Here is a 23,860-nt window from a genome sequence, read left to right as displayed (position 1 = left end):
ACAGTCAGCCTGTTCATTGCGACTTTCGCAATGTGGGTCAGCGCAATCTGAAAGAATATCGGGATCGTCGGCTTCAGAGTTTCAGGGCTGACGATCCCGGCTTCTGTCCACTGTTGAAGCCGGCCAAATCTTCAAATCAGGTGGACACATCATCGCGCATGTCGGACTATGACGGCGCGGTGAATCGGTTTCTCCGTTCAAGTCTTCGGAGATGAAAAATTGGCAGACGGGCAGAGCAACGGCGGCGAAAGCAACGCGACAAAACAGGCGCTGCGCTTCGTTCACCTGAGGGTTCATTCCGCATACTCGCTGCTTGAAGGCGCCTTGCAGGTCGCAAAGGTGATTGATCTCGCGGTGTCGAACAAGGCGCCGGCGATCGCGATTACCGATACCAACAATCTTTTCGGTGCCCTTGAATTCGCGCAAAAGGGATCGAAGGCGGGGCTGCAGCCTATTATTGGTTGCCAACTCGATATCGCCTTCCACGATCAGGCAGAGGAAAGCCGTAGTGCTAACCGGCGCGAGGCGCTTGGTCTGGCGCCGCTTGTGTTGCTTGCGGCGACCGAGGAGGGCTATGCCAATCTCGTTCGCCTTGTCAGCCGTGCCTATCTGGAAACGCCCGCCGGCGATCCGGTCCACATCACATCGAATTGGTTGCCTGGCCGAACTGACGGCATCATTGCCCTGTCGGGCGGTCCGGAAGGTGCCATCGCCAAGGCGATCAAGGATGATCGCATCGACCGCGCGCGGCAGCGACTGATCGGTTTGAAAGCGCTGTTTGGTGACCGGCTCTATGTCGAGTTGCAGCGCCATCGAGGCTATGATCGCGCTCTCGAGGCAACGCAGGTTGAACTCGCCTATGAGCTTGAACTGCCGCTCGTTGCCACCAATGATGTATTTTTCTCCAAGAGCGCCGATTACGAGGCTCACGATGCCTTGCTGGCAATTGCCGCCGGTTCGCTCCTTTCGATCGACGACCGGCGGCGTCTGACGCCGGATCACTATCTCAAGAGCGAAGATGAGATGGTGGACCTGTTTGCCGATCTGCCGGAGGCGGTGGAGAACACCGTCGAGATTGCGCTGCGCTGCTCCTACTATCCAAAGAATCGCGCGCCGATCCTGCCGCGCTTTACCGGTGAGAGTGGCGATCCAGAGGCGGCGTTGCAGGCCGAAGCGGACGAATTGGCACGGCAGGCGAGGGAAGGTCTCGCGCAGCGCATTGAGACCCTAGGGCTCGCTGGCGCCCACACCCGCGAGGAATATGCGACACGTCTCGAATACGAGATTTCCATCATTACCCGAATGAAATATCCGGGATACTTCCTCATCGTTTCCGACTTCATCAAATGGGCGAAAGCCCATGATATTCCTGTGGGTCCTGGTCGTGGTTCCGGCGCGGGTTCGCTCGTTGCCTATGCGTTGACCATTACCGACGTCGATCCCCTCCGGTTCTCGCTGCTGTTCGAGCGCTTCCTCAATCCAGATCGCGTTTCGATGCCTGACTTTGACATCGACTTCTGTCAGGAGCGGCGTGATGAGGTCATACGTTACGTTCAGGGCAAGTATGGCCGCGATCAGGTGGCACAGATCATTACGTTCGGTACCCTGCAGGCGCGAGCCGTCCTGCGCGACGTCGGACGCGTGCTGGAAATGCCCTATGGCCAGGTCGACCGCCTGACCAAGATGGTCCCGGCCAATCCCGCCAACCCGGTAACACTGTCCAAGGCGATCGAGGACGAGCCACGCCTGCGCGAGGAGCGCGACAAGGAGCCGGTGGTCGAACGGCTGCTCGATATCTCGCTCAAGCTGGAAGGGCTGTATCGCCACGCCTCGACCCATGCGGCGGGCATCGTGATCGGCGACCGGCCCTTGTCGGAACTGGTGCCGATGTACCGCGATCCGCGTTCGGATATGCCGGTTACGCAGTTCAACATGAAAATGGTGGAAGAGGCGGGGCTGGTTAAGTTCGACTTCCTCGGACTCAAGACGCTTACCGTCCTTCAGACCGCCGTCAATCTTGTCAAGCGGCGCGGCATTACCGTGGACCTTTCCAATCTGCCATTCGATGACAAGCCTACCTACGAGATGCTTTCGCGCGGCGAAACGGTCGGCGTGTTCCAGGTGGAAAGCACCGGCATGCGCAAAGCCCTGATTGGCATGCGACCGGACCGCATCGAGGACATCATCGCGCTCGTCGCGCTCTATCGGCCGGGTCCGATGGAGAATATCCCGACCTACAATGCGCGCAAGAATGGCGATGAGGAGATGGCGTCGATCCATCCGAAGATCGACCATCTTGTCAAGGAAACCCAGGGCGTCATCATCTATCAGGAACAGGTGATGCAGATCGCGCAGGAAATGTCCGGCTATACGCTGGGTGAAGCCGATCTGCTGCGCCGCGCCATGGGCAAGAAGATCCGCGCCGAAATGGACATGCAGCGGGTGCGTTTTGTCGACGGTGCCGTCGAACGCGGCGTGACCAAGCCGCAAGCCAACTTCATTTTCGACCTTCTTGCGAAATTCGCCGACTACGGCTTCAACAAATCGCACGCCGCGGCCTATGCAATCGTGTCGTTTCAGACCGCCTATATGAAGGCGCACTACCCGGTTGAATTCCTTGCTGCATCAATGACATACGACATGTCAAACACGGACAAGCTGAATGATTTCCGCCGCGAAGCGGTGCGGCTTGGTATCGAGGTGGTCACGCCATCGGTGAATACGTCCTATCGTCTCTTCGAGGTTGGCGAGAACCGGATCTTCTATTCGCTGGCAGCCATCAAGGGCGTCGGTGAGGCCGCAGTCGACCATATAGTCGAGAAGCGCGGCGCGACGCCCTATGCCAGTCTGGAAGATTTTTGTGAGCGGATCGACCCGCGAGTCGTCAACCGGCGCGTCTTCGAAAGCCTGATAAATGCTGGCGCCTTCGATTGTTTCGGACGCGAGCGTCCGGCGCTGATTGCCGGTCTCGATCGTATCATCGGTCATGCACAGCGCACGCAGGAAGACAGCGTCAGCGGTCAAGCCGATATTTTTGGTGGCATGGCCGCAGGCGGGACGCAGACGCTGCAACTGCCAGCAGCGGCCCCTTGGCTCTCGGCGGAAAAGCTGCGGCGCGAGTTTGAAGCAGCCGGCTTTTATCTTTCGGCACATCCGCTCGATGAGTACCGGCCGATCCTGGAAAAGATGCGCGTGCAAACCTGGGCCGAGTTTCAGGCGGCGGTCAAACGTGGCGCCAATGCCGGGCGCCTGGCCGGTACCATCACGGCGAAGCAGGAGCGCAAGACCAAGACTGGCAACAAGATGGGAATCATCCAATTCTCTGATTCTTCAGGGCAATTTGAAGCAGTGCTCTTCTCGGAAGCCCTGGCGCAGTTCCGCGATTTGCTGGAGCCGGGCAGGTCAGTGGTTGTTACGGTCGGTGCCGAAGACCGGCCGGAAGGCATCAGTCTGCGCATCCAGACGGCCCAGTCGCTTGAAGATGAGGCGACACGCATGCAGAAGGCATTGCGGCTCTATATGCGCTCCAGCGAGCCCCTGAGCGCCATTACGCCCTATCTGGCGCCGCAGAACGATGGCCAGGTGGTGAGCCTCATCCTGATCAAGGAGAATGGCGCGACCGAGGTCGAAATCGAGTTGCCGAACCGTTATCGCGTCGGACCGCAGGTCGCCAGCGCAATGAAAGCCATTCCCGGAATTGTCGAAGTCGAAATGGGGTGAGAAGGCAGCGGCGATCAACCTGTTACATCTAAATTGCAATCCAAAATTGAGATTCTCATACCAAATTGACGAATTCTCGTGCTGTTTTTGACCGAATTCGGCTGAAACTGTTCCAATTCCATTTCATTCGATTTCATCCGGCACATTCTTGGTTCGGGATTGTATCTTCCCGAACGTGTAACCAGTTTCCACAGCGTGGTTACCGAATTTCCCGCGGAGTTTGTCAATTGCCGTCTCCGCAACCGCGCGTTTAGTTGCCTGTACGTCGACCAGATCTAGCGGGTCGGCCCGGCCATCATCGCTGAGGTCACTGACGCCGATGCCCAACAGGCGGAAGCGCGTCCCATCGATCTCCTTTTCGAGGAGTGAGAAACCAGTACGGAAAATGCGATCCGCAAGCTGCGTCGGATCGGCCAGCTGGCGGTTCCTCGTGCGGAGTTTGAAATCGCGCGATTTCAACTTGAGCACAACCGTTCGACCGGCAATATCGGCAGTCTTGAGGCGGTGCGAGACCTTTTCCGACAAAGACCGCAGTATCGGCACGAGATCATCCAGCGATGCGATATCTTCATTGAAGGTGGTTTCAGCCGAAACGCTCTTGCTCTCGCTTTCGGGTTCGACGCGGCGCGTATCGAGGCCGCGAGACAAGCGGTAGAGTCGCTGGCCCATCGTGCCGTAGGCGGCCATCAACGGTCCTTGCTCCATAGTCTGCAACTGACCAATGGTGCGGATGCCATCCCTCTCGAGCGTCGCGGCAAAAGCCTTGCCGACGCCCCAGATCAGGGTGACGGGTTTGTCAGCCAGAAAGGTGACGGCCTCTTCTGCGCCAATGATGGAAAATCCACGTGGCTTTTCGAAGTCTGACGCGATCTTGGCCAGGAATTTGCAATAGGAAATCCCGACAGAAACGGAAAGTCCCATTTCCCTTTCGACACGATTCGAAAATTGCGCCATCACGCGGGCTGGCGGATCATGGTGCAGGCGCTCCGTTCCGGAGAGATCGAGGAAGGCTTCGTCGATAGACAAAGGTTCGACCAGCGGGGTCAAATCACGCATCATCTGCCGGATTTCCCGGCCCACCCGGGCATATTTCTCCATGTCGGGCTTGATGACGACGGCATGCGGACAGGCTTCCAGCGCCTTGAACATCGGCATTGCGGACTTCACACCATGGATGCGCGCGACATAACAAGCCGTTGAAACAACGCCGCGTTTGCCCCCGCCGATAATAACCGGCTTGTTACGCAGTTCCGGATTGTCCCGCTTTTCGACTGAAGCATAGAAGGCATCGCAATCCACATGGGCGATGCTGAGCCGATACAGTTCTGGGTGACGCAGCAGCCTTGGGCTGCCGCACACGTGGCAGCGACGGCCTTCTGACGTCTGCGCTGCCAGACAGTCACGGCAAAAACCAAATCTCGGATCGTTGACAGGCGCCATGATGCTCGGAACATAAAAGGAACAAGCGGACATTAGCGAAGGCGCTTACGCCCTGCAATATGCGTTCTCAGTCTATGAACTGTTCAGTACGCCTCTTGGGGGCCTCCGGGAAGAACCCGAAGCGCTTCCTGGAAGAGGGCAGGATCCGTATTGGTAGCCTCGCAATAGCGCATCAATGTCGGTTCATGCGCGAGATAGAACTGAAGAACTCCCGCCAGAAAACCCGGTTCACTGGCCGCGGTGCGGATCTGGTCTGCACTGATGCCGGTCAACGCAAGAAAGCGGGAAAGCAATTCGCTGTCTTCCGCCAGAAACACCAGAGAATTGATTGCCAACGCCTGCGCGCCGTCGAGATCGATTCGATTTTTCACCTTTGCCGTCCAATCCTGATCCGTGCTGATTGCCGCAATTACGCAACAACAATTCAATTTGATGGCGTTACACGCCTTTTCGCAGGCAAAAGAGCTGCAGCCGGTTGAATATGATCAAAAGAAGATGTTCAATAAATCCTTGGTTAAACATGATCAGCGGCATTTCTGGATTGACCTGAAGAGTTTCCTTTTCATCAATCATAACAGGTTATCAAATGCATCCATACCTTTGGGGCTGCTACCTGACCTTTCTCACATAGAATTCGACAGGTGGCATGTGCCTTCGAGCATGATCAACAGGATATTGCCAATGGTGAAGAAAGTGATGATCGTCGAGGACAATGAGCTGAACATGAAGCTCTTCCGCGATCTTATTGAAGCCAGCGGCTATGAAACCATCCGGACTCGCAACGGGCTGGAAGCGCTTGATCTTGCAAGGGAACATCGACCGGACCTGATCCTCATGGATATTCAGCTGCCGGAAGTTTCTGGTCTGGAGGTCACCAAGTGGCTGAAGGCGGACGACGATCTCCACGTCATACCGATCATCGCGGTCACGGCCTTTGCGATGAAGGGCGACGAGGAACGAATTCGGCAGGGTGGTTGCGAGGCCTATATCTCGAAACCGATCTCCGTACCGAAGTTCATCGAAACGATCAAATCTTACCTTGGCGACGCTTGACCATGACTGCCCGTATCCTTGTTGTTGATGATGTCCCCGCGAATGTGAAGCTGCTGGAAGCGCGGTTAAGCGCGGAATATTATGAAGTCGTCACCGCATCGGACGGCTACGAGGCGCTCGAGATTTGTGAAAACAGCAATGTCGATGTGATCCTGCTCGATGTGATGATGCCAGGCATGGACGGTTTCGAAGTCTGCCGCAGGCTGAAAACAAGGCCGTCTACGGCCCACATTCCGGTTATTCTCGTCACTGCGCTCGATCAGGACTCCGACCGGATCACCGGATTGAACTTCGGGGCAGACGATTTCCTGACGAAACCTGTGAACGACTTGCAACTTCTTGCACGCGTGAAGAGCCTAGTCCGGTTGAAAAACCTGACTGATGAGCTGCGGCTGCGCGTCGCCACCACTCGCGATGTCGGGCTCGAATCCATCCTGCGGTTTCCAACAGGCGGCGAGGGGATTGCAAAGAACGCCCGCATCCTGCTGATTGACGAACGGCCGGAGAGTGTCGATCGCATCCAGCGCATATTGGGCGATGAAGGTGTCGTCGATGTCCAGACTGATCCGCAGACGGGCTTTTTCGACGCTATCCAGGGAAATCATGATTGCCTGATCATTGCCTCAAGTTTTGCGGCCTTTGATCCATTGCGAATCTGCGCGCAATTGCGGTCGCTCGACAATACACGTTCCTTGCCCATCATTCTGGTGGCGGACCAGGGCGAAGAAACGCTGATCAGACGCGCTTTGGAACTGGGCGTAAATGATTACCTGATACGGCCACTCAATCCGAACGAGTTGCTGGCGAGGTTGCGCACGCAATTGCGGCGCAAGGCCTATCACGACGGCCTGCGCGCGAGTGTGGTCAAAACCTATGAAATGGCCGTGACCGATAGCCTGACCGGCCTGCACAACCGTCTTTACCTTGAAACGCATCTCGCGACGCTATTCAAACGTGCCGTGGACCGACGGCGCCCTCTGTCGATTCTCATGACGGATATTGACCGTTTCAAACTCATCAATGACACCCATGGTCATGATGGTGGAGACGAGGTGCTGCGCGAGTTCGCCCGGCGTCTGCGCCGTAATGTGCGCGGCAGCGATCTGGCCAGTCGCTATGGTGGCGAAGAGTTTTTCATAGTGATGCCGGACACCGACGCGGCGCTTGCCGCTATTGTCGCGGAACGGATCAGACGGGAAGTTGCCTCGACACCGTTCGTGGTCAACCAAGGCGGCACAAGTGTCCCGGTGACGATCAGCATCGGCATTGCCAGCGTCGCGCCCAAGGAAGACACTGTGCAAAATCTTCTCAAACGCGCTGATGAAGCCCTCTACGGAGCCAAGGCGTCGGGCCGCAATAAAGTCGTTTCGGCAGCAGCCTGACGACAGCGTTTGAGCTCCATACAAACAAAAATGCCGCCCGGAGGCGGCATTTTTGTTTCAGGAGTACCAGGATTACTTGATCTTGGTTTCCTTGAATTCAACGTGCTTGCGTGCGACCGGGTCGTACTTGCGGAAAGACATCTTCTCCGTCTTGGTACGGCTGTTCTTGCTCGTAACGTAGAAGAAACCGGTGTCAGCGGTCGACAGAAGCTTGATCTTGATATTCGCAGCCTTAGCCATTTTCAGTTTACCTGTTCTGATTATTGAGGACCGCTATTCAAGTCCAGCAACGTGGCCATAAGCGGAAATTCGGCCGGACATTTAACCGAACGGGGCCAAAAGTCAAGCTTAGGTCAGTTATCTGATAAATATAATCGGCCAAAACGATTCAGCCAGCGATCTTGAGGGTGAAGACAACCTCACGAGAGTTTGTAGAGATTCGATTCAACCCTGCGTTCGTTGCTGATCAGCTCAAATCGCTATGAAAAGAACCCGGACCAGCTGGACAATGGCAATCCGGGTTCACTTTCATTAGCAAAGGAAGGGAGAGGTGGGCGTGAGCTCGCCTCTCACTCCAGGGCCAATATAACACTGTCCTGATTAATTCCAAGCGCGCTGTGGTTGCACCGCTCTAACCTCTACGACTCACCAGCCGGGAGCCAACCAGAAGCGCGTAAGCCGCGAAGAATACCGCGAGGGCAACGGAAAAGCCTTTTGGACCCATCAGATCCATGCCAACTCCCACTGCCTGTGGGCCGACGAGCATGCCGATTGAATAACAGAAGACGAATGCGGCGTTGGCCGATGCGAGCTCACGCCCGGTGAGCTGCGAGCCGAGATGCGCAAGGCCAACCGTGTAGAGGCCGGCGACGACACCGCCCCAGACGAAGAGCAGGGCTGCGACAAGGTACCAGTTGGAGGAAATGAAGGGCAGAATGCACATGCCGGCAAGGCCGATTATGGCGCAGGCGAGCAGAATCTTGCGCCGATCGTTGACGTGGTCGCTGAGCAGCCCAATCGGAATCTGCAATAGAACATTGCCAAGGCCAATCGTGGTGAGCAGCAGTGCTGCATTAGCCTCACTGTAACCGATGCGTGAACCAAAGATTGGAAAGAGGGCAAAGCCTCCCGTTTCAACCGCGCCAAAGACGAATACCGCTGCTGTCGCCGTGGGAACGGCCCATATGAACGGAGCGAATGGGACGTGCTCCTCCTCGTGGAAGTCGGGGCTTTCGTTCCAGGCAAAAAGCACGGGGAGCATGGCAAAGAGGATAATGCCAAAGCCGACGGCAAAGGGCATGATACCGGCGCTGCCGATGCGCGAGAACAGCCAGGGTCCGAGTGCGAAACCCATGGAAAGTACGGTTGCATAGATGCCGAGCACCAGTCCGCGCTTTTCCGGTGGCGCTGCCGCATTGATCCAATATTCCGACAGGATGAAGAGCATGGTCAGCGCAAAATGGAGAAAGACGCGCAGCACGACCCACACCCAGAAATCGGTGAAGAAATGAAATCCGACGAAGGAAAAACCGCCGATGAGCAGCATGACGAGCAGTGTCGGCACGACACCGAATCGCGCTGCGATGGGAGCAGCGAACGGCGCAGCGACAACGGAAGCAATGCCGGCCACGGCAGCATTCAGACCAATCATGGTGGCCGAATGGCCGCGGCTCTCGAGAATCACGCTCAGAAGCGGAATGCCCAAACCAATGGCAACACCAACGGAACTGATGGTGGCTATGGCTGCGACAAGCGCACGCCAGGAAGACCGGACGGTTGCCTGGTCAGACGTCTGCATTGCATCCATAAATCAAAAAACCTCTCGGACGAATCGTCCATATTTCATGCTGTATTGAATGACGGCATTGCCTGGCTCAAGGGAGGGGTTTGCGGCAAGGACCGTCTCGGCTTCCCTTATGATCAAGCGGGTGATCTCGGGAATATCGAGCTGCGTGGCCTCCGGAAACGGGAGCCAGCATAATTCTTCGAGCTCCTGCGAGGGACCGGTCGCCTCGGGCAGAGCGTCGGCGACGGCATCGCGAAAGGCCAGGAAGAACCGCGTATCGAAACGGCGGGAACCGCCGGGCGGCGTCGTCGCTCTGGCAAAATAGCGCAGCACGGAGAGGTCAGGCAGGATGTTGCGTTCGACAAAGGCGGCCCAATCCGGGTGAGCGATCGAGGCCCGCTCCGGATGCCGCCGCCCAAGAATAAGCCCAGCCTCTTCATAGGTCTCGCGGATTGCCGAGAGCGCAAGAGCGCGGCAACGCTGAACGCTGGAGCGGCTGCCCATCCCCGTCAGCAACTTTGTCTGGTCGGTTTCAGAGAGCTCGGCGATCGCGGATATGCGTCCGTCCGCGGCTTCGGTCCGTCCTCCCGGAAAGACGAATTTTCCCGGCATGAACACATGACGCATATGCCGCTTGCCCATGAGAATGCGCAATTCTCCGCCGGAGCGATCAACCAGCAACAGCGACGCCGCATCGCGCGGCCTGATGCGGGCTGAGGTTCTGGCGGTTTCAGTAAGCGCTGATTTTTTCAGTCCATTTACTGCCATGAGATCACTGGTCCGATGGCTCCACTTCGTCGGTCTCGCCACCGAAACCATGCATGTAATTTGCCCATTGCAGGCCGATAATCGCACCTTTGACCGGTTGCAACAGGGCTATCGACATAAGAATCGTCAAGGGCACCCAGATTGCCAGATGCGCCCAATTGGATAGCAAAAACAGCGTCTCAACTGCCAGAAAGCCGCCAAGGACAATATGACCGACGATTGTGATGGTTATATAAGCGGGAAAATCATCGGCTTGCTGATGGGTATAATCCTCGCCGCAGACGGTGCAATGATCGACAGATTTTACAAAGGCGCGAAACAGCTTGCCTTCGCCGCAGTGCGGGCACCGGCAGCGAAAACCCCGCCACATGGCCTGTCCGACCGGACGGGCCGGCCTTGCCGGTGCGGTGTCTGCGCCAAAGAGCTGTACTGTCATCCTCTGCCTCTTCGCCCACCGCGCGATACGCTTGATGGACGCTTCTGGTTTCCGCGTATGAAACGCTTTGCCTTGTGGTGCGAACGCACACCGCTCGGAACCGGGTGAGGTTCGGTGAGCATTTCGAATCGCAATGCGCCTGCTACAGGCAAGGCCTCGACCAGACGAACCTCGACGATATCGCCAAGCCGGAAGCCTTTTCCGCTGCGTTCACCGGAAAGCACGTGGTTGGTTTCGTCGTAAAGATAATAATCATCACCCAAAGTTGAAATGGGAATAAACCCGTCGGCACCATATGTCGCAAGCGAGACGAAGAGCCCGGCCTTGGTGACGCCCTGCACACGGCCATCAAAACTGGCTCCGACTTTGTCCGCAAGATAGTGGGCGATGAGGCGATCGACAGTGTCACGCTCGGCCGCCATGGCGCGGCGTTCGGAAGTCGAAATCAGCGCGGCGATTTCAGGAAGGGCTGCTTCTTCCTTCGGGGTAATGCCATCCGGACCAAGCCCCAGCGCGGAGATGAGCGCCCGATGCACGATCAGGTCGGCATAGCGGCGGATCGGCGAGGTGAAATGCGCATAGCGATGGAGATTGAGGCCGAAATGGCCGATGTTCTCCGGATTATACTCAGCCTGTGACTGTGATCGCAGCACGACCTGGTTGACCAGATCCTGCTGTTCGCTGCCCTCGACCCGCTTCAGGATATGGTTGAACTGGTTGGGGCGCAGCTCCGCGCCGCGCGCCAGGGAGATATCCAGCGTCCGCAGGAATTCGCGCAGCGTTTCCTGCTTGGCCAATGACGGCGCATCGTGAATGCGGAAGATCAGCGGCTGCTTCTTGCGCTCCAGCGTTTCCGCAGCGGCGACATTGGCCTGGATCATGAACTCTTCGATGAGCTTGTGCGCATCGAGCCGCGGCGGAATAACCACCTTGTCGACCTTGCCTTCCGGTGTCAGCAATATCTTCTTTTCGGGAAGGTCGAGCTCCAGCGGCTCACGCGCATCGCGGCCGCGCTTCAGTGCTGCATAGGCCGCCCACAGCGGCTTGAGGATCGTATCGAGGATCGGCGCGGTCTTCTCGTCCGTCGTGCCATCGATCGCCGCCTGCGCCTGCGGATAGGCGAGACGTGCATGCGAACGCATCATGATGCGGTGGAACGTATGCGAAATCTTGCGGCCCTCGGCGTTGAAAACCATGCGGACGGCAAGGGCAGGGCGATCCACCAGCTCCTTCAACGAGCAAAGATCGTTGGAAATACGCTCGGGAAGCATCGGCACGACCCGGTCCGGGAAGTAGACCGAATTGCCGCGCTTCAATGCCTCGCGATCAAGCTGAGAATCCGGCGTCACATAGGCGGCAACGTCGGCAATGGCGACGGTGGCGATGAACCCGCCGGGATTCTTCTCGTCAGGATCTGGCTCGGCATAAACGGCGTCGTCATGATCCTTGGCATCGGCTGGATCGATGGTCACCAAGGGAACATGCCGCCAATCCTCGCGGTGGGCCATGGTTGCGGGCTTGGCCTTTTCGGCTTCCGCAATCACGCTGTCCGGGAAGACATGCGGTATCTCATGCTCGTGGATGGCGATCATCGACAGTGCTTTTTCGCTCGCCACCGAGCCTACGACCTGGGTGATCCGTCCCAGCGCGAGCCCGTAGCGGCTGACTTTCGAGACCTCGACCTCAACGAGATCATTGGCCTTCGCGTTATTGAGCTGGGTGGGGTCGATGGCAAGCTCCACCTGCCGGCGCTCGACCGGTTCCAAACGCCATTCGCCATTGTCGAGCTTGCGCAATACGCCAAGCACCGCATCCTTGCGATGCTCGATCCGCTTGATGATCCGGGCTGTGTAGGCGGGGCCGGTCGGATCGGCGCCATGGAAGAGGCGCGCCAGAACGCGGTCGCCGACGCCAGGCGTCGGACCCTTCTGGTTGCGCGAGGCGCGAATGAAAACAACAGGGGGGCGCTCCTGGTGATTGGCGTCCCATTCTGCGGGTTTTGCGATCAGACCGCCATCGCCCTCGCGCCCCGTTATGTCGAGGACCGCAACACTCGGAAGGCTGCCCGGAACCGCCAGGCGCTTGGCGCGCTTTTCGACAAGCCCATCACCGGCGAGATCCCGCAGGATATCCTTGAGCGCAATGCGTGCATCGCCCTTCAGGTTGAATGCCTTGGCTATGTCGCGCTTGCCGGCGAGGTCCGGATTCTCCTTAATGAACTGGAGAATCTCTTCCCGGCTTGGCACATGGGCCTCTCGTTTCGGGGCCGCAGAATTGGCAAGCCGTTTTTTTCCGCTGGGTGGAGAGATACGGCGTGCCAATCGATTTTGTCCTTAACTTGCTTTTTTGGTTGCAGCTTTTTTCGCCGCCGGTTTCTTGGCGGCTGGCTTTTTGGCTGCTGCCGCCTTTTTGGCCGGCGCTCTTTTCGTGCCTTTGGAGCCCGCCTTTTCAGCGATCATAGCAAGAGCTTCCTCGACGGTCACCACCGCCGGGTCCTTGCCCTTCGGCAGCGTGGCATTCACCTTGCCCCAATTGACGTAGGGGCCGTATTTGCCGTCGCGCACCGTGATAACGCCACCATCGGGATGCTCGCCAAGGTCTTTGAGAGCCGCAGGCGTACCCCGGCCACGTCCCGGTCCCTTTGCCTGCTTCTCGGCAAGGACTGTAACAGCCCGGTTGAGACCGATCGAAAAGACATCTTCCGCGCTTTCCAGATTGGCATAGGTGCCATCATGCGAGATGTAGGGGCCATAGCGCCCGATCCCGGCGGAGATCATTTTGGTGGTTTCCGGGTGCTGGCCGACATCACGCGGCAAGGACAGCAGTGCCAATGCCTTCTCATGATCGATCGTGTCGAGCGTCCAGCCCTTTGGCAGGCTGGCGCGCTTGGCTTCCTTGCCTTCGCCGCGCTGGATATAAGGACCAAACCGGCCATTGCGTGCGGTAATGTCCTCGTCGGTGTAGGGGTCCTTGCCGAGCAGCTTCGGTTCGTCCCCGCCATTGCCGTTTTCATTGGCCGCTTCACTTCCACCGAGCTGGCGCGTGAACTTGCATTCGGGATAGTTCGAGCAACCGACGAAGGCGCCGTATTTGCCGAGCTTCAGCGAAAGATTTCCGGTACCGCAGAGCTGACAGATACGGGGATCGCTGCCGTCTTCGCGTGGCGGGAAGACGAGCGGTCCAAGCTGGTCATTCAGCGCATCCAGTACATTGGTGACGCGCAGTTCCTTGATACCATCGACGGATCCGAAGAAATCCGTCCAGAAATCGCGCAGGACATCCTTCCACTTGAGCTTGCCATCGGAAATCTCGTCGAGCTTTTCTTCAAGATCAGCGGTGAAATCATATTCCACGTAACGCTTGAAGAAACTTTCCAGGAACGCGATGACCAGCCGGCCCTTGGCTTCGGGGATCAGCTTGCGCTTGTCGATCGTTATGTATTCACGGTCGCGCAAGGTGGCGAGCGTCGATGCGTAGGTGGAAGGGCGGCCAATGCCGAGCTCTTCCATCTTCTTGATAAGTGTGGCTTCCGAATAGCGCGGCGGCGGTTCGGTCGAATGCTGGGTCGCATTGATCTTTTCGCGGGCGAGGGCCTCGCCGGCACGGATTTCCGGAAGACGGGCACTGTCTTCATCGACATCCTCTTCCTCGCGGTGATCCATATAGGCTCCGAGGAAGCCATCGAATCTGACGACTGAACCCGTGGCACGCAATTGTGCCAGACGCGAACCATTCTGTGCGTCAATTTCCACGGTCGTCCGTTCGATATCTGCCGACTGCATCTGGCTGGCGATGGCGCGCTTCCAGATCAGCTCGTAGAGTCTTGCCTGATCTGCATCGAGGAATTGCCGTACATCCTTCGGATGCCGGTTGAAATCCGTCGGACGGATCGCTTCGTGAGCTTCCTGGGCATTCTTGGCCTTGGTCGCATAATAGCGTGGCTTTTCCGGCACGTATTTTTCGCCGAATACCTTGGCGATCGTCTGGCGTGCAGCCTGAACAGCCTCCGGCGCCATCTGAACGCCATCCGTACGCATGTAGGTGATCAGACCTGCGGTCTCGGTGCCGAGATCCATGCCTTCATACAACTTTTGTGCGATCTGCATGGTGCGTGATGCAGAAAAGCCGAGCTGGCCGGAGGCGGCCTGCTGCAAGCTCGATGTGGTGAAGGGAGGGCCAGGGCTGCGCTTGATCGGCTTTGCTTCGACGGAAGCCGCCTTGAAAGAAGCACCTTCCAGCATGGTGCGGATTTCGCCAGCCTGTTCACCATTCTTGATGTCGAGCTTGCCGAGCTTCTTGCCATCGACGGAAACCAGGCGCGCTTCGAAACCGTCATTGCGCGGCGTCTTCAAGAGCGCGGCGATATTCCAGTATTCCTCGCGAACGAAACGCTCGATCTCGGCTTCGCGGTCAGCAACGAGACGCAATGCCACCGACTGAACGCGGCCTGCGGAGCGTGCTCCGGGCAATTTGCGCCAGAGTACCGGCGACAGCGTGAAACCGAACAGATAGTCCAGCGCACGGCGGGCCAGGTAGGCATCGACCAGCGGCATATCGATGTCGCGTGGATTGGCCATGGCATCCAGCACTGCGCCTTTGGTGATCGCGTTGAAGACGACCCGCTTGACCGGCTTCTTGCCGATAGCCTTTTTCTGCTGCAGGACCTCGAGTACATGCCAGGAAATAGCCTCACCCTCGCGATCCGGGTCGGTTGCGAGAATGAGTCCGTCGCTCTCCTTGAGGGCTTTGACAATATCACTCAGTCGCTTCGCCGATGCCGAGTCGACTTCCCAGGACATCGAGAAATCATCATCAGGGCGGACGGATCCGTCTTTGGCAGGCAGATCCCGCACATGGCCGAACGACGCCAGGACCTTGTAGCCCGAACCCAGATATTTGTTGATTGTTTTGGCCTTGGCAGGCGATTCAACGACGACAACGTTCATTACAGAATTAAGCTTTCCTGCCCTTGTCAGATTGCAAAAGCACTAATTTCATATCGGAATAGGCCTGTGAAATGAACAGGCTTCGGCACCACGTCAAGGCCTGCACGCCAAAAATCGTGAATTGCAACCTTAAGTTGCTCAACGGACTAATGCAATTAATGGTATTTTTCTCCGGGGTTCAAGGTTATAGTGGAATCATGGCGAGTCACTTCTCGTTTACGTATATAGAGTATAAAAAACAGGACCTTAAGTAGGCATAAATTAAGCAATTTACGATCAAAGTATAGCGCATATTTTCGATATAAATTTATATTTGAGGATGAAATTATGAGCGATCGTCAAATCAATCGGACTGAGAATGCAAGGTTTATTCAGCAGATGCTGGGTGAATTACGGGCGATGGCCAAAACGAACCGGTTGGAGATGTTGGCCTATCTTATAGAGATTGCATATATTGAAAGCAGTGATCAGCTGCGCAAGGACATTGGGGTCGGCTCAGGGGTAAATCAGCGAAACATGTCCGCCTGAGTGGCGTTGCAAACGTCCGGCAAGATCCAGTTCAAGCAGAATTAACATTACCACTGAGGGATGTAGTTCGCTGGTGCGTATCAGTTCGTCGATTTCGACCGGAACGGGGCCGAGCAGGTTGACGAAGCGGTCCCGCTCGGACTCATCGGGAGGATTTATTGCCGGAAAGTCGGACTCCGGCGCCAAGAACGCTGGATCATCGATGTCGGGCCGTTCAACAAGCGGCCGCAGTGCGGTCACGATGTCTTCGGTACACGTGGTCACAATCGCTCCGTTCTTCAACAATCCGTTCGTGCCCTTCGCTCTTGGATCAAGGGGAGAGCCGGGCACGGCAAAGACCAATCGGCCTAGCTCTCCGGCAAGTCGCGCGCTGATCAATGAGCCTGAACGCTCTGCCGCCTCGACCACAACCAAACCAAGTGACAGCGCCGCTATGATTCGGTTGCGACGCGGAAAGTCCCTGGCACGCGGTTCCCATCCAAAGGGCATTTCGCTGATGACGGCACCATTGCGCTCGCAGATCGCCCGATAAAGATCGAGGTTTTCCGGAGGATATGGCTGGTCCAACCCGCCAGCCATGACTGCTACGGTTCCGTAATCAAGGCTTGACTCGTGGGCCGCTGCATCGATCCCTCGCGCGAGTCCCGAAATGATGGCAAAGCCGGCTTCGCCAAGTTGCCGCGCGATGGTGCGGGCAAATTTTATCCCGACCAGCGAGGCATTGCGGGCGCCGACGATGGCGACGGGTGGAAGCTGGAAGACCTCGGGATTCCCCTTGACTGCGACCAAGGGTGGGGGATTGTCGGACTGCCGGAGATACCGCGGATAGTCCGGTTCGCCGATGCCAATGAAGACTGCGCCCATGCGCGCAGCTGCCCGCATCTCGCGTTCGGCGTCTTCGATACTTGCAATGCGGATCGGACGCCCGGCACCGCCACGTCGGACAAGCTCGGGCAGCATTTCCAAAGCATCAGCGGCGGAACCGCAATGAGCGATCAGATCGCGGAAAGTGGCAGGTCCGACATTCTCGCTCCGGATCAATCTCAGCCAGTTCAGCCGCTGGCTGTCAGAAAGGCGTATGCCCTTCTTTTCGTCGCTCATCCCTTGGCGCCGATCTTGCCTTCCGTTCCGGAAACAAGACGTTGGATATTCGCTCTATGCTTGATGAAGACGATGATCGTCAGCACGAAGAAAAGTACTGCGATCTGATGGAACCCGATAATATAAAGAGCAACGGGAACAATGACGGCCGCGACGAGGGCGGCGAGCGAAGAGTAGCGGGTCGTGTAGGCGATGATCAGCCAGACAGCAGCAAAGATGAGAGCCCCCTGCCAAAACAGGCCAAGCAGGACACCAAGATAAGTCGCAACACCCTTGCCGCCCTTGAATTTGAGCCAGACCGGGAAGATGTGTCCGAGAAAAGCACCAAAGCCTGCTACGATTGCCGCCTCCGGGCTGACGATCCCGGCGATCAGAACCGCCGCAGTACCCTTCAGCATATCAAGCAGCAGCGTGGCAGCCGCCAGCTTCTTGTTGCCTGTGCGCAGGACATTGGTTGCACCGATATTGCCGGAGCCGATGCTACGTACGTCGCCGAGCCCGGCCATGCGCGTCAGGATCAGGCCGAAGGGAAACGAGCCGAGCAGATAGCCGAAGACGAGTGCGAACAGGAGAAGCGGAAATCCTGCTTGCCCGTTGAAGAAATCCGACATGCATCGTCCCCTTGATGTCTTTAGATGCTGAAAACTGACTTTCCTGCAACAAATGTCTGAACAACGCGGCCTTGAAAACGCGCGCCCTCAAAACAACTGTTCTTGGAACGCGACCGTAAGTCTTCTTCCTTCACAACCCACGGTTCGTCAAGATCGACTATGGTCACATCTGCCCTGGAACCGGGCCGCAAGGAACCGGCATCCAGCCCGAAAATTCTGGCGGGTGCGCTGGACAGGGCCTCGACGATCCGCAGCAGCGGAACGTCACCATTATGATGCAGTCGGAGAGCCGCACCGAGTAGTGTTTCGAGGCCGATTGCGCCCGCTGCCGCATCAGCGAAAGGTAGGCGCTTCGTGTCGACATCCTGCGGATCGTGCGCGGACACGATAATGTCGATTGTGCCATCGCGCAGCGCTTCAACCATTGCGAGCCGGTCTTCCTCGAGCCGCAGCGGTGGCTGCAGGCGGAAGAAGGTGCGGAACTCGCCAATATCGTTCTCGTTGAGGGAGAGGTGATTGATCGATACCGCAGACGTGACGTTCAACCCGTTCTGCTTTGCGCGCGAAATCACTTCAGCCGACATGGCTGTCGAAATCTGGGCCGCGTGGTAGGCACCCTGGGTCAGCGCAGCAAGGCGCATGTCGCGCTCGAGCGGAATGACTTCGGCCTCGCGCGGTGTGCCGGAAAGGCCAAGCCAGCTGGCGTAGAGGCCTTCGTTCATCACGCCTGTGATGCCGAGATGAGGATCCTGTGCCTCATGCGCCAGAACCACGCCAAAATCGCGGGCGTAGGTGAGGGCACGTCGCATGAGCTGCGTGTTGGCAATGGAGTGCCGGCCTTCCGTAATCGCAACCGCGCCAGCCTCGCGCAGCAGACCGATCTCGGTCATTTCCTCGCCGAGCAGGCCCTTGGTGACGGCGGCAGCGGGGTAGACATTGACCACAGCCGTATCGCGCGCCGTCCGCATGACGAATTCGACGAGGGCCACGTTGTCGATGACCGGATCCGTATCCGGCATCATGATCATCGAGGTTACACCGCCTGCGGCTGCCGCGTGGCTGGCGGAGGCGATGGTTTCGCGATGTTCGGCGCCGGGTTCGCCAATGAATACGCGCGCATCAACCAGACCGGGCAGGACCGCCTTGCCCAGGCAATCAATGACGGTTGACCCTTCGGGCACGCCCTGATTACGGGCACCGGCGCCGCCCGCAACGATCTTGTCGTTCTTGATGATCAACGTGCCGAGTTCATCGAGGTCACGCGAGGGATCGACAATACGGGCATTCTGCAGAACGGTGGTGCTCATCCAGCCACATCTCCCGTAGTCGAGGCCGCATTGCGGCGCGGATCGAGCAGCGCCTCCATCACTGCCATACGCACGGCAACACCCATCTCGACCTGTTCCTGAATGACACTCTGGACACCATCCGCCACGTCCGAGGCGATCTCGACGCCGCGGTTCATCGGCCCCGGGTGCATTACGATTGCGTCGGGCTTGGCGTATTTGAGCTTTTCGCGGTCAAGACCGTGATAGCGGAAATATTCGCGTACCGAGGGGACGAAGGAGCCTGCCATGCGCTCGCGCTGCAGGCGCAGCATCATCACCACATCAGCGTCTTTCAAGCCGTCTTCCATCGTGTGGAAGACTTCGGCTCCCATGTGCGAAATGCCTGCCGGGAGGAGGGTCGAGGGCGCAACCACGCGGACGCGTGCACCGAGAGCGTTGAGAAGCAGGATATTCGACCGCGCCACCCGCGAATGCAGCACGTCACCGCAGATCGCGACGGTCAGCCGCTCGACCTTGCCCTTGGCGCGGCGAATGGTGAGTGCGTCGAGCAGCGCCTGCGTTGGATGTTCATGCGCTCCATCGCCCGCATTGACTACGGAGCAGCCGACCTTTTGTGCGAGGAGGGCAGCGGCTCCCGCCGAAGCGTGGCGGATGATCAGGATATCGGGCCGCATGGCGTTGAGCGTCATGGCCGTATCGATCAGCGTTTCGCCCTTCTTCACCGAGGAATTGCCGACCGACATGTTCATTACATCGGCGCCGAGCCGTTTGCCGGCGAGCTCGAAGGACGATTGCGTTCGGGTCGAAGCCTCGAAGAAAAGATTGATCTGGGTGCGGCCGCGCAAGGTGGCTTTTTTCTTCTCCGACTGGCGCGAAACCGCAATCTCGCTTTCGGCGAGGTCAAGCAGTTGAACGATGTCTTGAGGAGAAAGACCCTTGATGCCAAGCAAGTGGCGGTGGGGAAACAGGAGGGGGAGTGTTTCTGATGTCATATCAAGTCCCCCCTATAGGCTTGAACCCGCCGCCTCGCAAGCGCCCGCGACCCCATATCGCCCCTCGGTCCCCAAAATATTGATCCTGAAAACACCAAACTGCAAAACGATTGCAATGATGAATATCGACTATCGCATGAGAGTCCATATACTGGGTAAATTAACCGCTTGTCAGAATCTTCACCCCATAAAGAGTTGAATGCGTGGCCGGACCCGTGATGCCGCACGAAGATTGAAATTTGAATCAGGACAGTTTCTTGAAAACTCATGACGTTCTCAACCAGACGCCTCCGATGATTGGCCTCAATGCCTTTCTGGGCGATCCGTTGTTGATGCAGATCACCAAACGGTTCCCGCAAGCCATTCGCACGGAACTGGAGCAGAGCGGGCGCTTTGTCCTTTCCGGCGATGCGCAGGAACTGGCGCGCCTGGCCAATACCGAAGTGCCGAGGTTGCGGACCCATGACCGTCAGGGCCACCGGATCGATGTCGTTGACTATCATCCGGCGTATCATGCGCTCATGCGCCGTTCCGTGGCGCAGGGCCTGCATTCGTCGATCTGGGAAGATGGCAAGGCGGAAGCCGGGCTGCGTCATCAATCTCGGGCGGCACGATTCTATCTGACATCGCAGCTGGAATGCGGGCATCTCTGTCCCCTGACCATGACAAGCGCGTCGCTGGCCGCGCTCATGGCGGCCCCCACTCTCTATCGTGAGTGGTCGCCGCTGATCCTGCCGCGCAAATATGATTCAAGCAATAAATCGCCGGCCAAGAAAGCAAGTCTCACCTTGGGCATGGGGATGACGGAAAAGCAGGGTGGCACAGACGTTCACACCAACACGACGCGCGCGGAACCTGCCGGAAGCGGTTTCTATCGCATTACCGGCCATAAGTGGTTCATGTCGGCACCGATGTCCGATGCGTTCCTCGTCCTGGCTCAGGTGCGCGAAGGCCTGTCGTGTTTCCTCGTTCCGCGTATTCTGCCGGACGGCTCGTCGAATGGTTTCCGCTTCCAGCGCCTGAAGGACAAGCTCGGCAATCGCTCGAATGCCTCGTCGGAGGTCGAATTCGACAATGCACTCGGTCAGATGGTTGGAAACCCGGGCGACGGCGTCAAGACGATCATCGACATGGTGACGCTGACCCGCCTCGATTGCGCCATCGCGTCGGCCGGATTGATGCGTGCGGGCCTTGCCGAAGCCGTGCACCACGCCCGGCACCGCATCGTTTTCGAAAGCCCTTTGATCGACAAGCCGCTGATGCTGCGGGTTCTGGCCGATATGGCGCTCGATGTGGCCGGCGCAACCGCGCTGACCCTTCGTCTGGCGCGCGCGTTCGACAATGCAGCGAAGGACCGCGGTGAAGCGGCTTTCGCCCGCGTCATGACGCCTGTAGTCAAGTATTGGGTCGCAAAGATTGCGCCTGCCATGCTCTACGAGGCCATGGAGTGTCTCGGCGGCAATGGCTACATAGAAGAAGGAAATCTCGCCCGTTTCTATCGTGAAGCGCCGGTCAATGCGATCTGGGAGGGCTCGGGCAATGTCATGGCACTCGATGTGCTGCGTGTCCTGAAGCGCGGCCCGCAGCTTTTCGAAGAAGTATTGAACTGGATCGGCGCGCAGCTTGGACGCGGCGGGCAGGGCACTGTGGAAGTGCTGCGTGCGGCCATGCGCGTTGCCGAAAACGATGAAGGCGCGGCGCGGATCCTGACGGAGCAACTGGCCCTGGCAGCGGCCGGTGCGGAACTGCGGTATCTCCAGTCGGAGGATATCGCCGATGCTTTCATCGAAACCCGCCTGGGCGGCCAATGGCGGACGACCTATGGAATGCTTGACGCGCGTCACAATGCCAAAAGCATCATCGGCTCGCTCTATCCAGCGCCGGGCTGATCCGAAAAAAACCCAGCAAGCACAAATTTGAATGACATGCGGTGCACGCACCGCGTGTATCTCGTCGTTTTGTCAAAAAATCCCGATGACGCACCAAAAAAATGCATCCGAGGCGCGAAAGGGGGCTCGCTAATACCTTCAATTTGAATTAAATTTTCGTAAATTAACCTTAACAAAGGGTTTACGTTGCGATTACCTTCTTAAACGATATCACTTCGATACGAAAATGCACTGCAAAAACGCAGGGTTAAGAAAAAATGATGATGACCTTCCAAACGAGGAGAAACTGAATGCGCAGCTTCCTGATTTTTTGGGCTGGGCCGCTGGGCTTCTTGTGGGGATGGTATTTTCTTTCCTATTACGACCTGAGCATGGGCATGTATTTTTTCAGCCGCGACATGCATGACCTGGTTTTCAGGATTTACGGCAATGCGCTGGGCATCGCGCCCGAAAGCATTCCACCGCTGGTTGCGCGAGCATGCATCGTCGATACGGGGCTGGTCCTGTGTCTGATAGCGTTTCGGCGCCGCAAGCAAATCATTGCCTGGGTCCAGGCGTGGCGTGCTGCCCGTGCGGGCTATGTGAAGGAATTGCCGTCGGTATCCGTATCCTGACGCAGACTTTGCAGGCGGTCCAATGCGCCTTGCAGAATGAAAGCGGCCGCCGCTGAATCGATACGCTCGGCGCGTTTTTGTCTCGATACATCCATGCCGATCAAAACGCGTTCCGCTGCAACGGTCGACAGTCGCTCATCCCAATAGATGAAAGGGAGATCGGTCAGCTTCTCCATATTGCGGACGAAAGCGCGCGTTGCCTGTACACGCGGCCCCTCGCTGCCATCCATGTTCACCGGCAATCCGATGACGATGGCGCCGACATTGTCGGCGTTCAATGCTTTCAACAAATCTTGCGCGTCATGGGTGAATTTGCGACGCTTCAACACTGGGCGGGGATTGGCAAAGGAAAATCCGCGATCCGAAATGGCAATGCCGATCGTTTTCGTGCCGAGGTCGAGACCGGCCACGGTCTTGCCCTCCGCAACGTGATCTTCCAACTGTTCAATCGTCAGTACCGTCAATTTGATTGCTTCCTGCACTTGAAATGCCGGTTGATGGATCGCTTTAATCCACAACATCTGTCACATAGCTGCTCTAAACGCCTGTGGCGAGCATTCACTTGTAAATGAAGGGATAAGGACATGAATATCACATGGCTCGGCCATTCGGCCTTCCGGATCGAAACGGCGAAAAGCACGATCCTGATCGACCCTTTTCTCAAAGGAAATCCCGGCGCAAAAGGCGTGGACTTCAAGGAAGCAGCCAAGGGCGTCAGCCATATCGTCTTGACCCATGGCCATGGCGATCATGTCGGCGATACGGTGGAGCTCTCCAAGGATACCGGTGCGCTGGTTACGGGCAACGCGGATCTGGTCACATGGCTGGGGAACCGCGGCGTTGCCCGTGTCGACCCCACCAACACCGGTGGCACCGTTGCATATGACGGTTTCACTGTGACTTATGTCAATGCGCTGCATTCATCGGCGTTCATGACAGTGGACGGCGTTTCCCACTCGCTGGGCAGTGCCAATGGGCTCGTATTCCATTTCGACGATGAGCCAACGCTCTATCACATGGGCGACACGGACATTTTCTCGGACATGGCGCTTATCAACGAGTTGCACCAGCCGGAAATCGGCATCGTGCCAATCGGTGACCGCTTTACCATGGGCGGCGCAGTCGCAGCTCTCGCCGCGCGCCGCTACTTCAAGTTCGCGAAAGCCATACCGTGCCATTACGGCTCGTTCCCGATCATCGACCAGACAGCGGACAAGTTCGTCGCCGGAATGGAGGGCGGCGAGAGTCAGGTTATTGTTCCCACGACAAATGAGCATTTTACGGTTTGATCCAAAGCCGCTAAAG

At 57.5% G+C, this 23,860-nt stretch carries 20 protein-coding genes; 7 read left to right on the top strand and 13 right to left on the bottom strand.

Features of this window, described 5'->3' with window-relative positions; translation table 11 throughout:
- Positions 1-219: 219 nt before the first annotated feature.
- Positions 220-3,720 carry a DNA polymerase III subunit alpha gene (gene dnaE / locus BLM14_RS10405; protein WP_099999294.1) on the top strand — a complete coding sequence of 1,167 codons (3,501 nt, stop codon included), beginning with the start codon at positions 220-222 and terminating at the stop codon, positions 3,718-3,720.
- Positions 3,721-3,843: 123 nt separating this feature from the next.
- Here the strand turns inward: dnaE and BLM14_RS10400 are convergent, their stop codons facing one another.
- The gene (locus BLM14_RS10400; protein WP_100001191.1) at positions 3,844-5,160 is read right to left on the bottom strand and encodes a DNA polymerase IV; all 1,317 of its coding nucleotides are present in this window, start codon (positions 5,158-5,160) and stop codon (positions 3,844-3,846) included.
- An 83-nt stretch (positions 5,161-5,243) separates the two neighbouring features.
- Positions 5,244-5,531: a DUF3572 domain-containing protein gene (locus tag BLM14_RS10395; RefSeq protein WP_099999293.1), complete on the bottom strand. Its 288-nt coding sequence runs from the start codon at positions 5,529-5,531 to the stop codon at positions 5,244-5,246.
- A 310-nt stretch (positions 5,532-5,841) separates the two neighbouring features.
- Here BLM14_RS10395 and BLM14_RS10390 point away from each other — a divergent pair, with 310 nt between their 5' ends.
- Together BLM14_RS10390 and BLM14_RS10385 are read left to right on the top strand one after the other, a co-directional pair.
- On the top strand, positions 5,842-6,213 hold the full coding sequence (locus BLM14_RS10390) for a response regulator (RefSeq protein WP_008122893.1): 372 nt from the start codon (positions 5,842-5,844) through the stop codon (positions 6,211-6,213).
- Between the two features lie 2 nt (positions 6,214-6,215).
- Complete coding sequence (locus BLM14_RS10385; protein WP_099999292.1) at positions 6,216-7,595, top strand: PleD family two-component system response regulator; 1,380 nt, start codon at positions 6,216-6,218, stop codon at positions 7,593-7,595.
- Positions 7,596-7,667: 72 nt separating this feature from the next.
- Here BLM14_RS10385 and rpmG read toward each other — a convergent pair whose 3' ends face one another.
- The 6 genes from rpmG to topA form a co-directional block, all read right to left on the bottom strand.
- Positions 7,668-7,835: a 50S ribosomal protein L33 gene (gene rpmG / locus BLM14_RS10380; RefSeq protein ID WP_008122896.1), complete on the bottom strand. Its 168-nt coding sequence runs from the start codon at positions 7,833-7,835 to the stop codon at positions 7,668-7,670.
- Between the two features lie 391 nt (positions 7,836-8,226).
- Positions 8,227-9,402: an MFS transporter gene (locus BLM14_RS10375; protein WP_099999291.1), complete on the bottom strand. Its 1,176-nt coding sequence runs from the start codon at positions 9,400-9,402 to the stop codon at positions 8,227-8,229.
- Positions 9,403-9,405: 3 nt separating this feature from the next.
- Positions 9,406-10,149, bottom strand: a complete 744-nt coding sequence (locus BLM14_RS10370; protein ID WP_099999290.1) for an NUDIX hydrolase — start codon at positions 10,147-10,149, stop codon at positions 9,406-9,408.
- Between the two features lie 4 nt (positions 10,150-10,153).
- A complete protein-coding gene (locus BLM14_RS10365) occupies positions 10,154-10,585 on the bottom strand; it encodes a DUF983 domain-containing protein (protein ID WP_099999289.1) in 432 nt (143 codons plus the stop codon).
- Positions 10,582-12,906 (bottom strand): ribonuclease R, encoded by a 2,325-nt coding sequence (gene rnr, locus BLM14_RS10360; RefSeq protein WP_099999288.1) that lies wholly within the window; start codon positions 12,904-12,906, stop codon positions 10,582-10,584. The genes BLM14_RS10365 and rnr overlap by 4 nt, the downstream gene beginning before the upstream one ends.
- Before the next feature lie 12 nt (positions 12,907-12,918).
- The gene (gene topA, locus BLM14_RS10355) at positions 12,919-15,531 is read right to left on the bottom strand and encodes a type I DNA topoisomerase (protein ID WP_099999287.1); all 2,613 of its coding nucleotides are present in this window, start codon (positions 15,529-15,531) and stop codon (positions 12,919-12,921) included.
- A 327-nt stretch (positions 15,532-15,858) separates the two neighbouring features.
- On the opposite strand from topA, the gene BLM14_RS10345 reads away from it, so the two are divergent.
- Positions 15,859-16,059, top strand: coding sequence for a hypothetical protein (locus BLM14_RS10345; RefSeq protein WP_099999285.1), 201 nt, complete (start codon positions 15,859-15,861; stop codon positions 16,057-16,059).
- On the opposite strand, the gene dprA is transcribed toward BLM14_RS10345, so the two are convergent.
- From dprA to BLM14_RS10325, 4 genes are read right to left on the bottom strand one after another with little or no spacing between them, the layout of a single operon-like run.
- Positions 16,027-17,160 (bottom strand): DNA-processing protein DprA, encoded by a 1,134-nt coding sequence (gene dprA, locus BLM14_RS10340; protein ID WP_099999284.1) that lies wholly within the window; start codon positions 17,158-17,160, stop codon positions 16,027-16,029. The two genes, BLM14_RS10345 and dprA, sit on opposite strands and share 33 nt — an antisense overlap.
- Positions 17,157-17,771, bottom strand: a complete 615-nt coding sequence (gene plsY, locus BLM14_RS10335) for a glycerol-3-phosphate 1-O-acyltransferase PlsY (RefSeq protein ID WP_099999283.1) — start codon at positions 17,769-17,771, stop codon at positions 17,157-17,159. Before plsY ends, dprA begins: the two co-directional genes overlap by 4 nt.
- Positions 17,772-17,791: 20 nt before the next feature.
- Positions 17,792-19,078, bottom strand: a complete 1,287-nt coding sequence (locus BLM14_RS10330) for a dihydroorotase (protein ID WP_099999282.1) — start codon at positions 19,076-19,078, stop codon at positions 17,792-17,794.
- Positions 19,075-20,052 (bottom strand): aspartate carbamoyltransferase catalytic subunit, encoded by a 978-nt coding sequence (locus tag BLM14_RS10325; RefSeq protein ID WP_099999281.1) that lies wholly within the window; start codon positions 20,050-20,052, stop codon positions 19,075-19,077. Before BLM14_RS10325 ends, BLM14_RS10330 begins: the two co-directional genes overlap by 4 nt.
- Positions 20,053-20,309: 257 nt before the next feature.
- On the opposite strand from BLM14_RS10325, the gene BLM14_RS10320 reads away from it, so the two are divergent.
- Both BLM14_RS10320 and BLM14_RS10315 read left to right on the top strand, forming a co-directional pair.
- Entirely contained in the window at positions 20,310-21,941 is a 1,632-nt protein-coding gene (locus BLM14_RS10320) for an acyl-CoA dehydrogenase family protein (RefSeq protein ID WP_162293146.1), read from the top strand.
- A gap of 290 nt (positions 21,942-22,231) precedes the next feature.
- Positions 22,232-22,555, top strand: coding sequence for a DUF6105 family protein (locus BLM14_RS10315; RefSeq protein ID WP_099999279.1), 324 nt, complete (start codon positions 22,232-22,234; stop codon positions 22,553-22,555).
- Here the strand turns inward: BLM14_RS10315 and ruvX are convergent.
- Positions 22,519-23,019: a Holliday junction resolvase RuvX gene (ruvX, locus tag BLM14_RS10310; RefSeq protein ID WP_100001189.1), complete on the bottom strand. Its 501-nt coding sequence runs from the start codon at positions 23,017-23,019 to the stop codon at positions 22,519-22,521. The genes BLM14_RS10315 and ruvX overlap by 37 nt on opposite strands.
- Positions 23,020-23,139: 120 nt before the next feature.
- On the opposite strand from ruvX, the gene BLM14_RS10305 reads away from it, so the two are divergent.
- On the top strand, positions 23,140-23,844 hold the full coding sequence (locus BLM14_RS10305; RefSeq protein WP_099999278.1) for a metal-dependent hydrolase: 705 nt from the start codon (positions 23,140-23,142) through the stop codon (positions 23,842-23,844).
- Positions 23,845-23,860: the final 16 nt, after the last annotated feature.

The sequence above is a fragment of the Phyllobacterium zundukense genome (assembly GCF_002764115.1).
GTDB classification, from domain to species: domain Bacteria; phylum Pseudomonadota; class Alphaproteobacteria; order Rhizobiales; family Rhizobiaceae; genus Phyllobacterium; species Phyllobacterium zundukense.
Note: the sequence above shows the minus strand (reverse complement) of the source record. Positions and strands in the feature narration are given on the sequence as shown.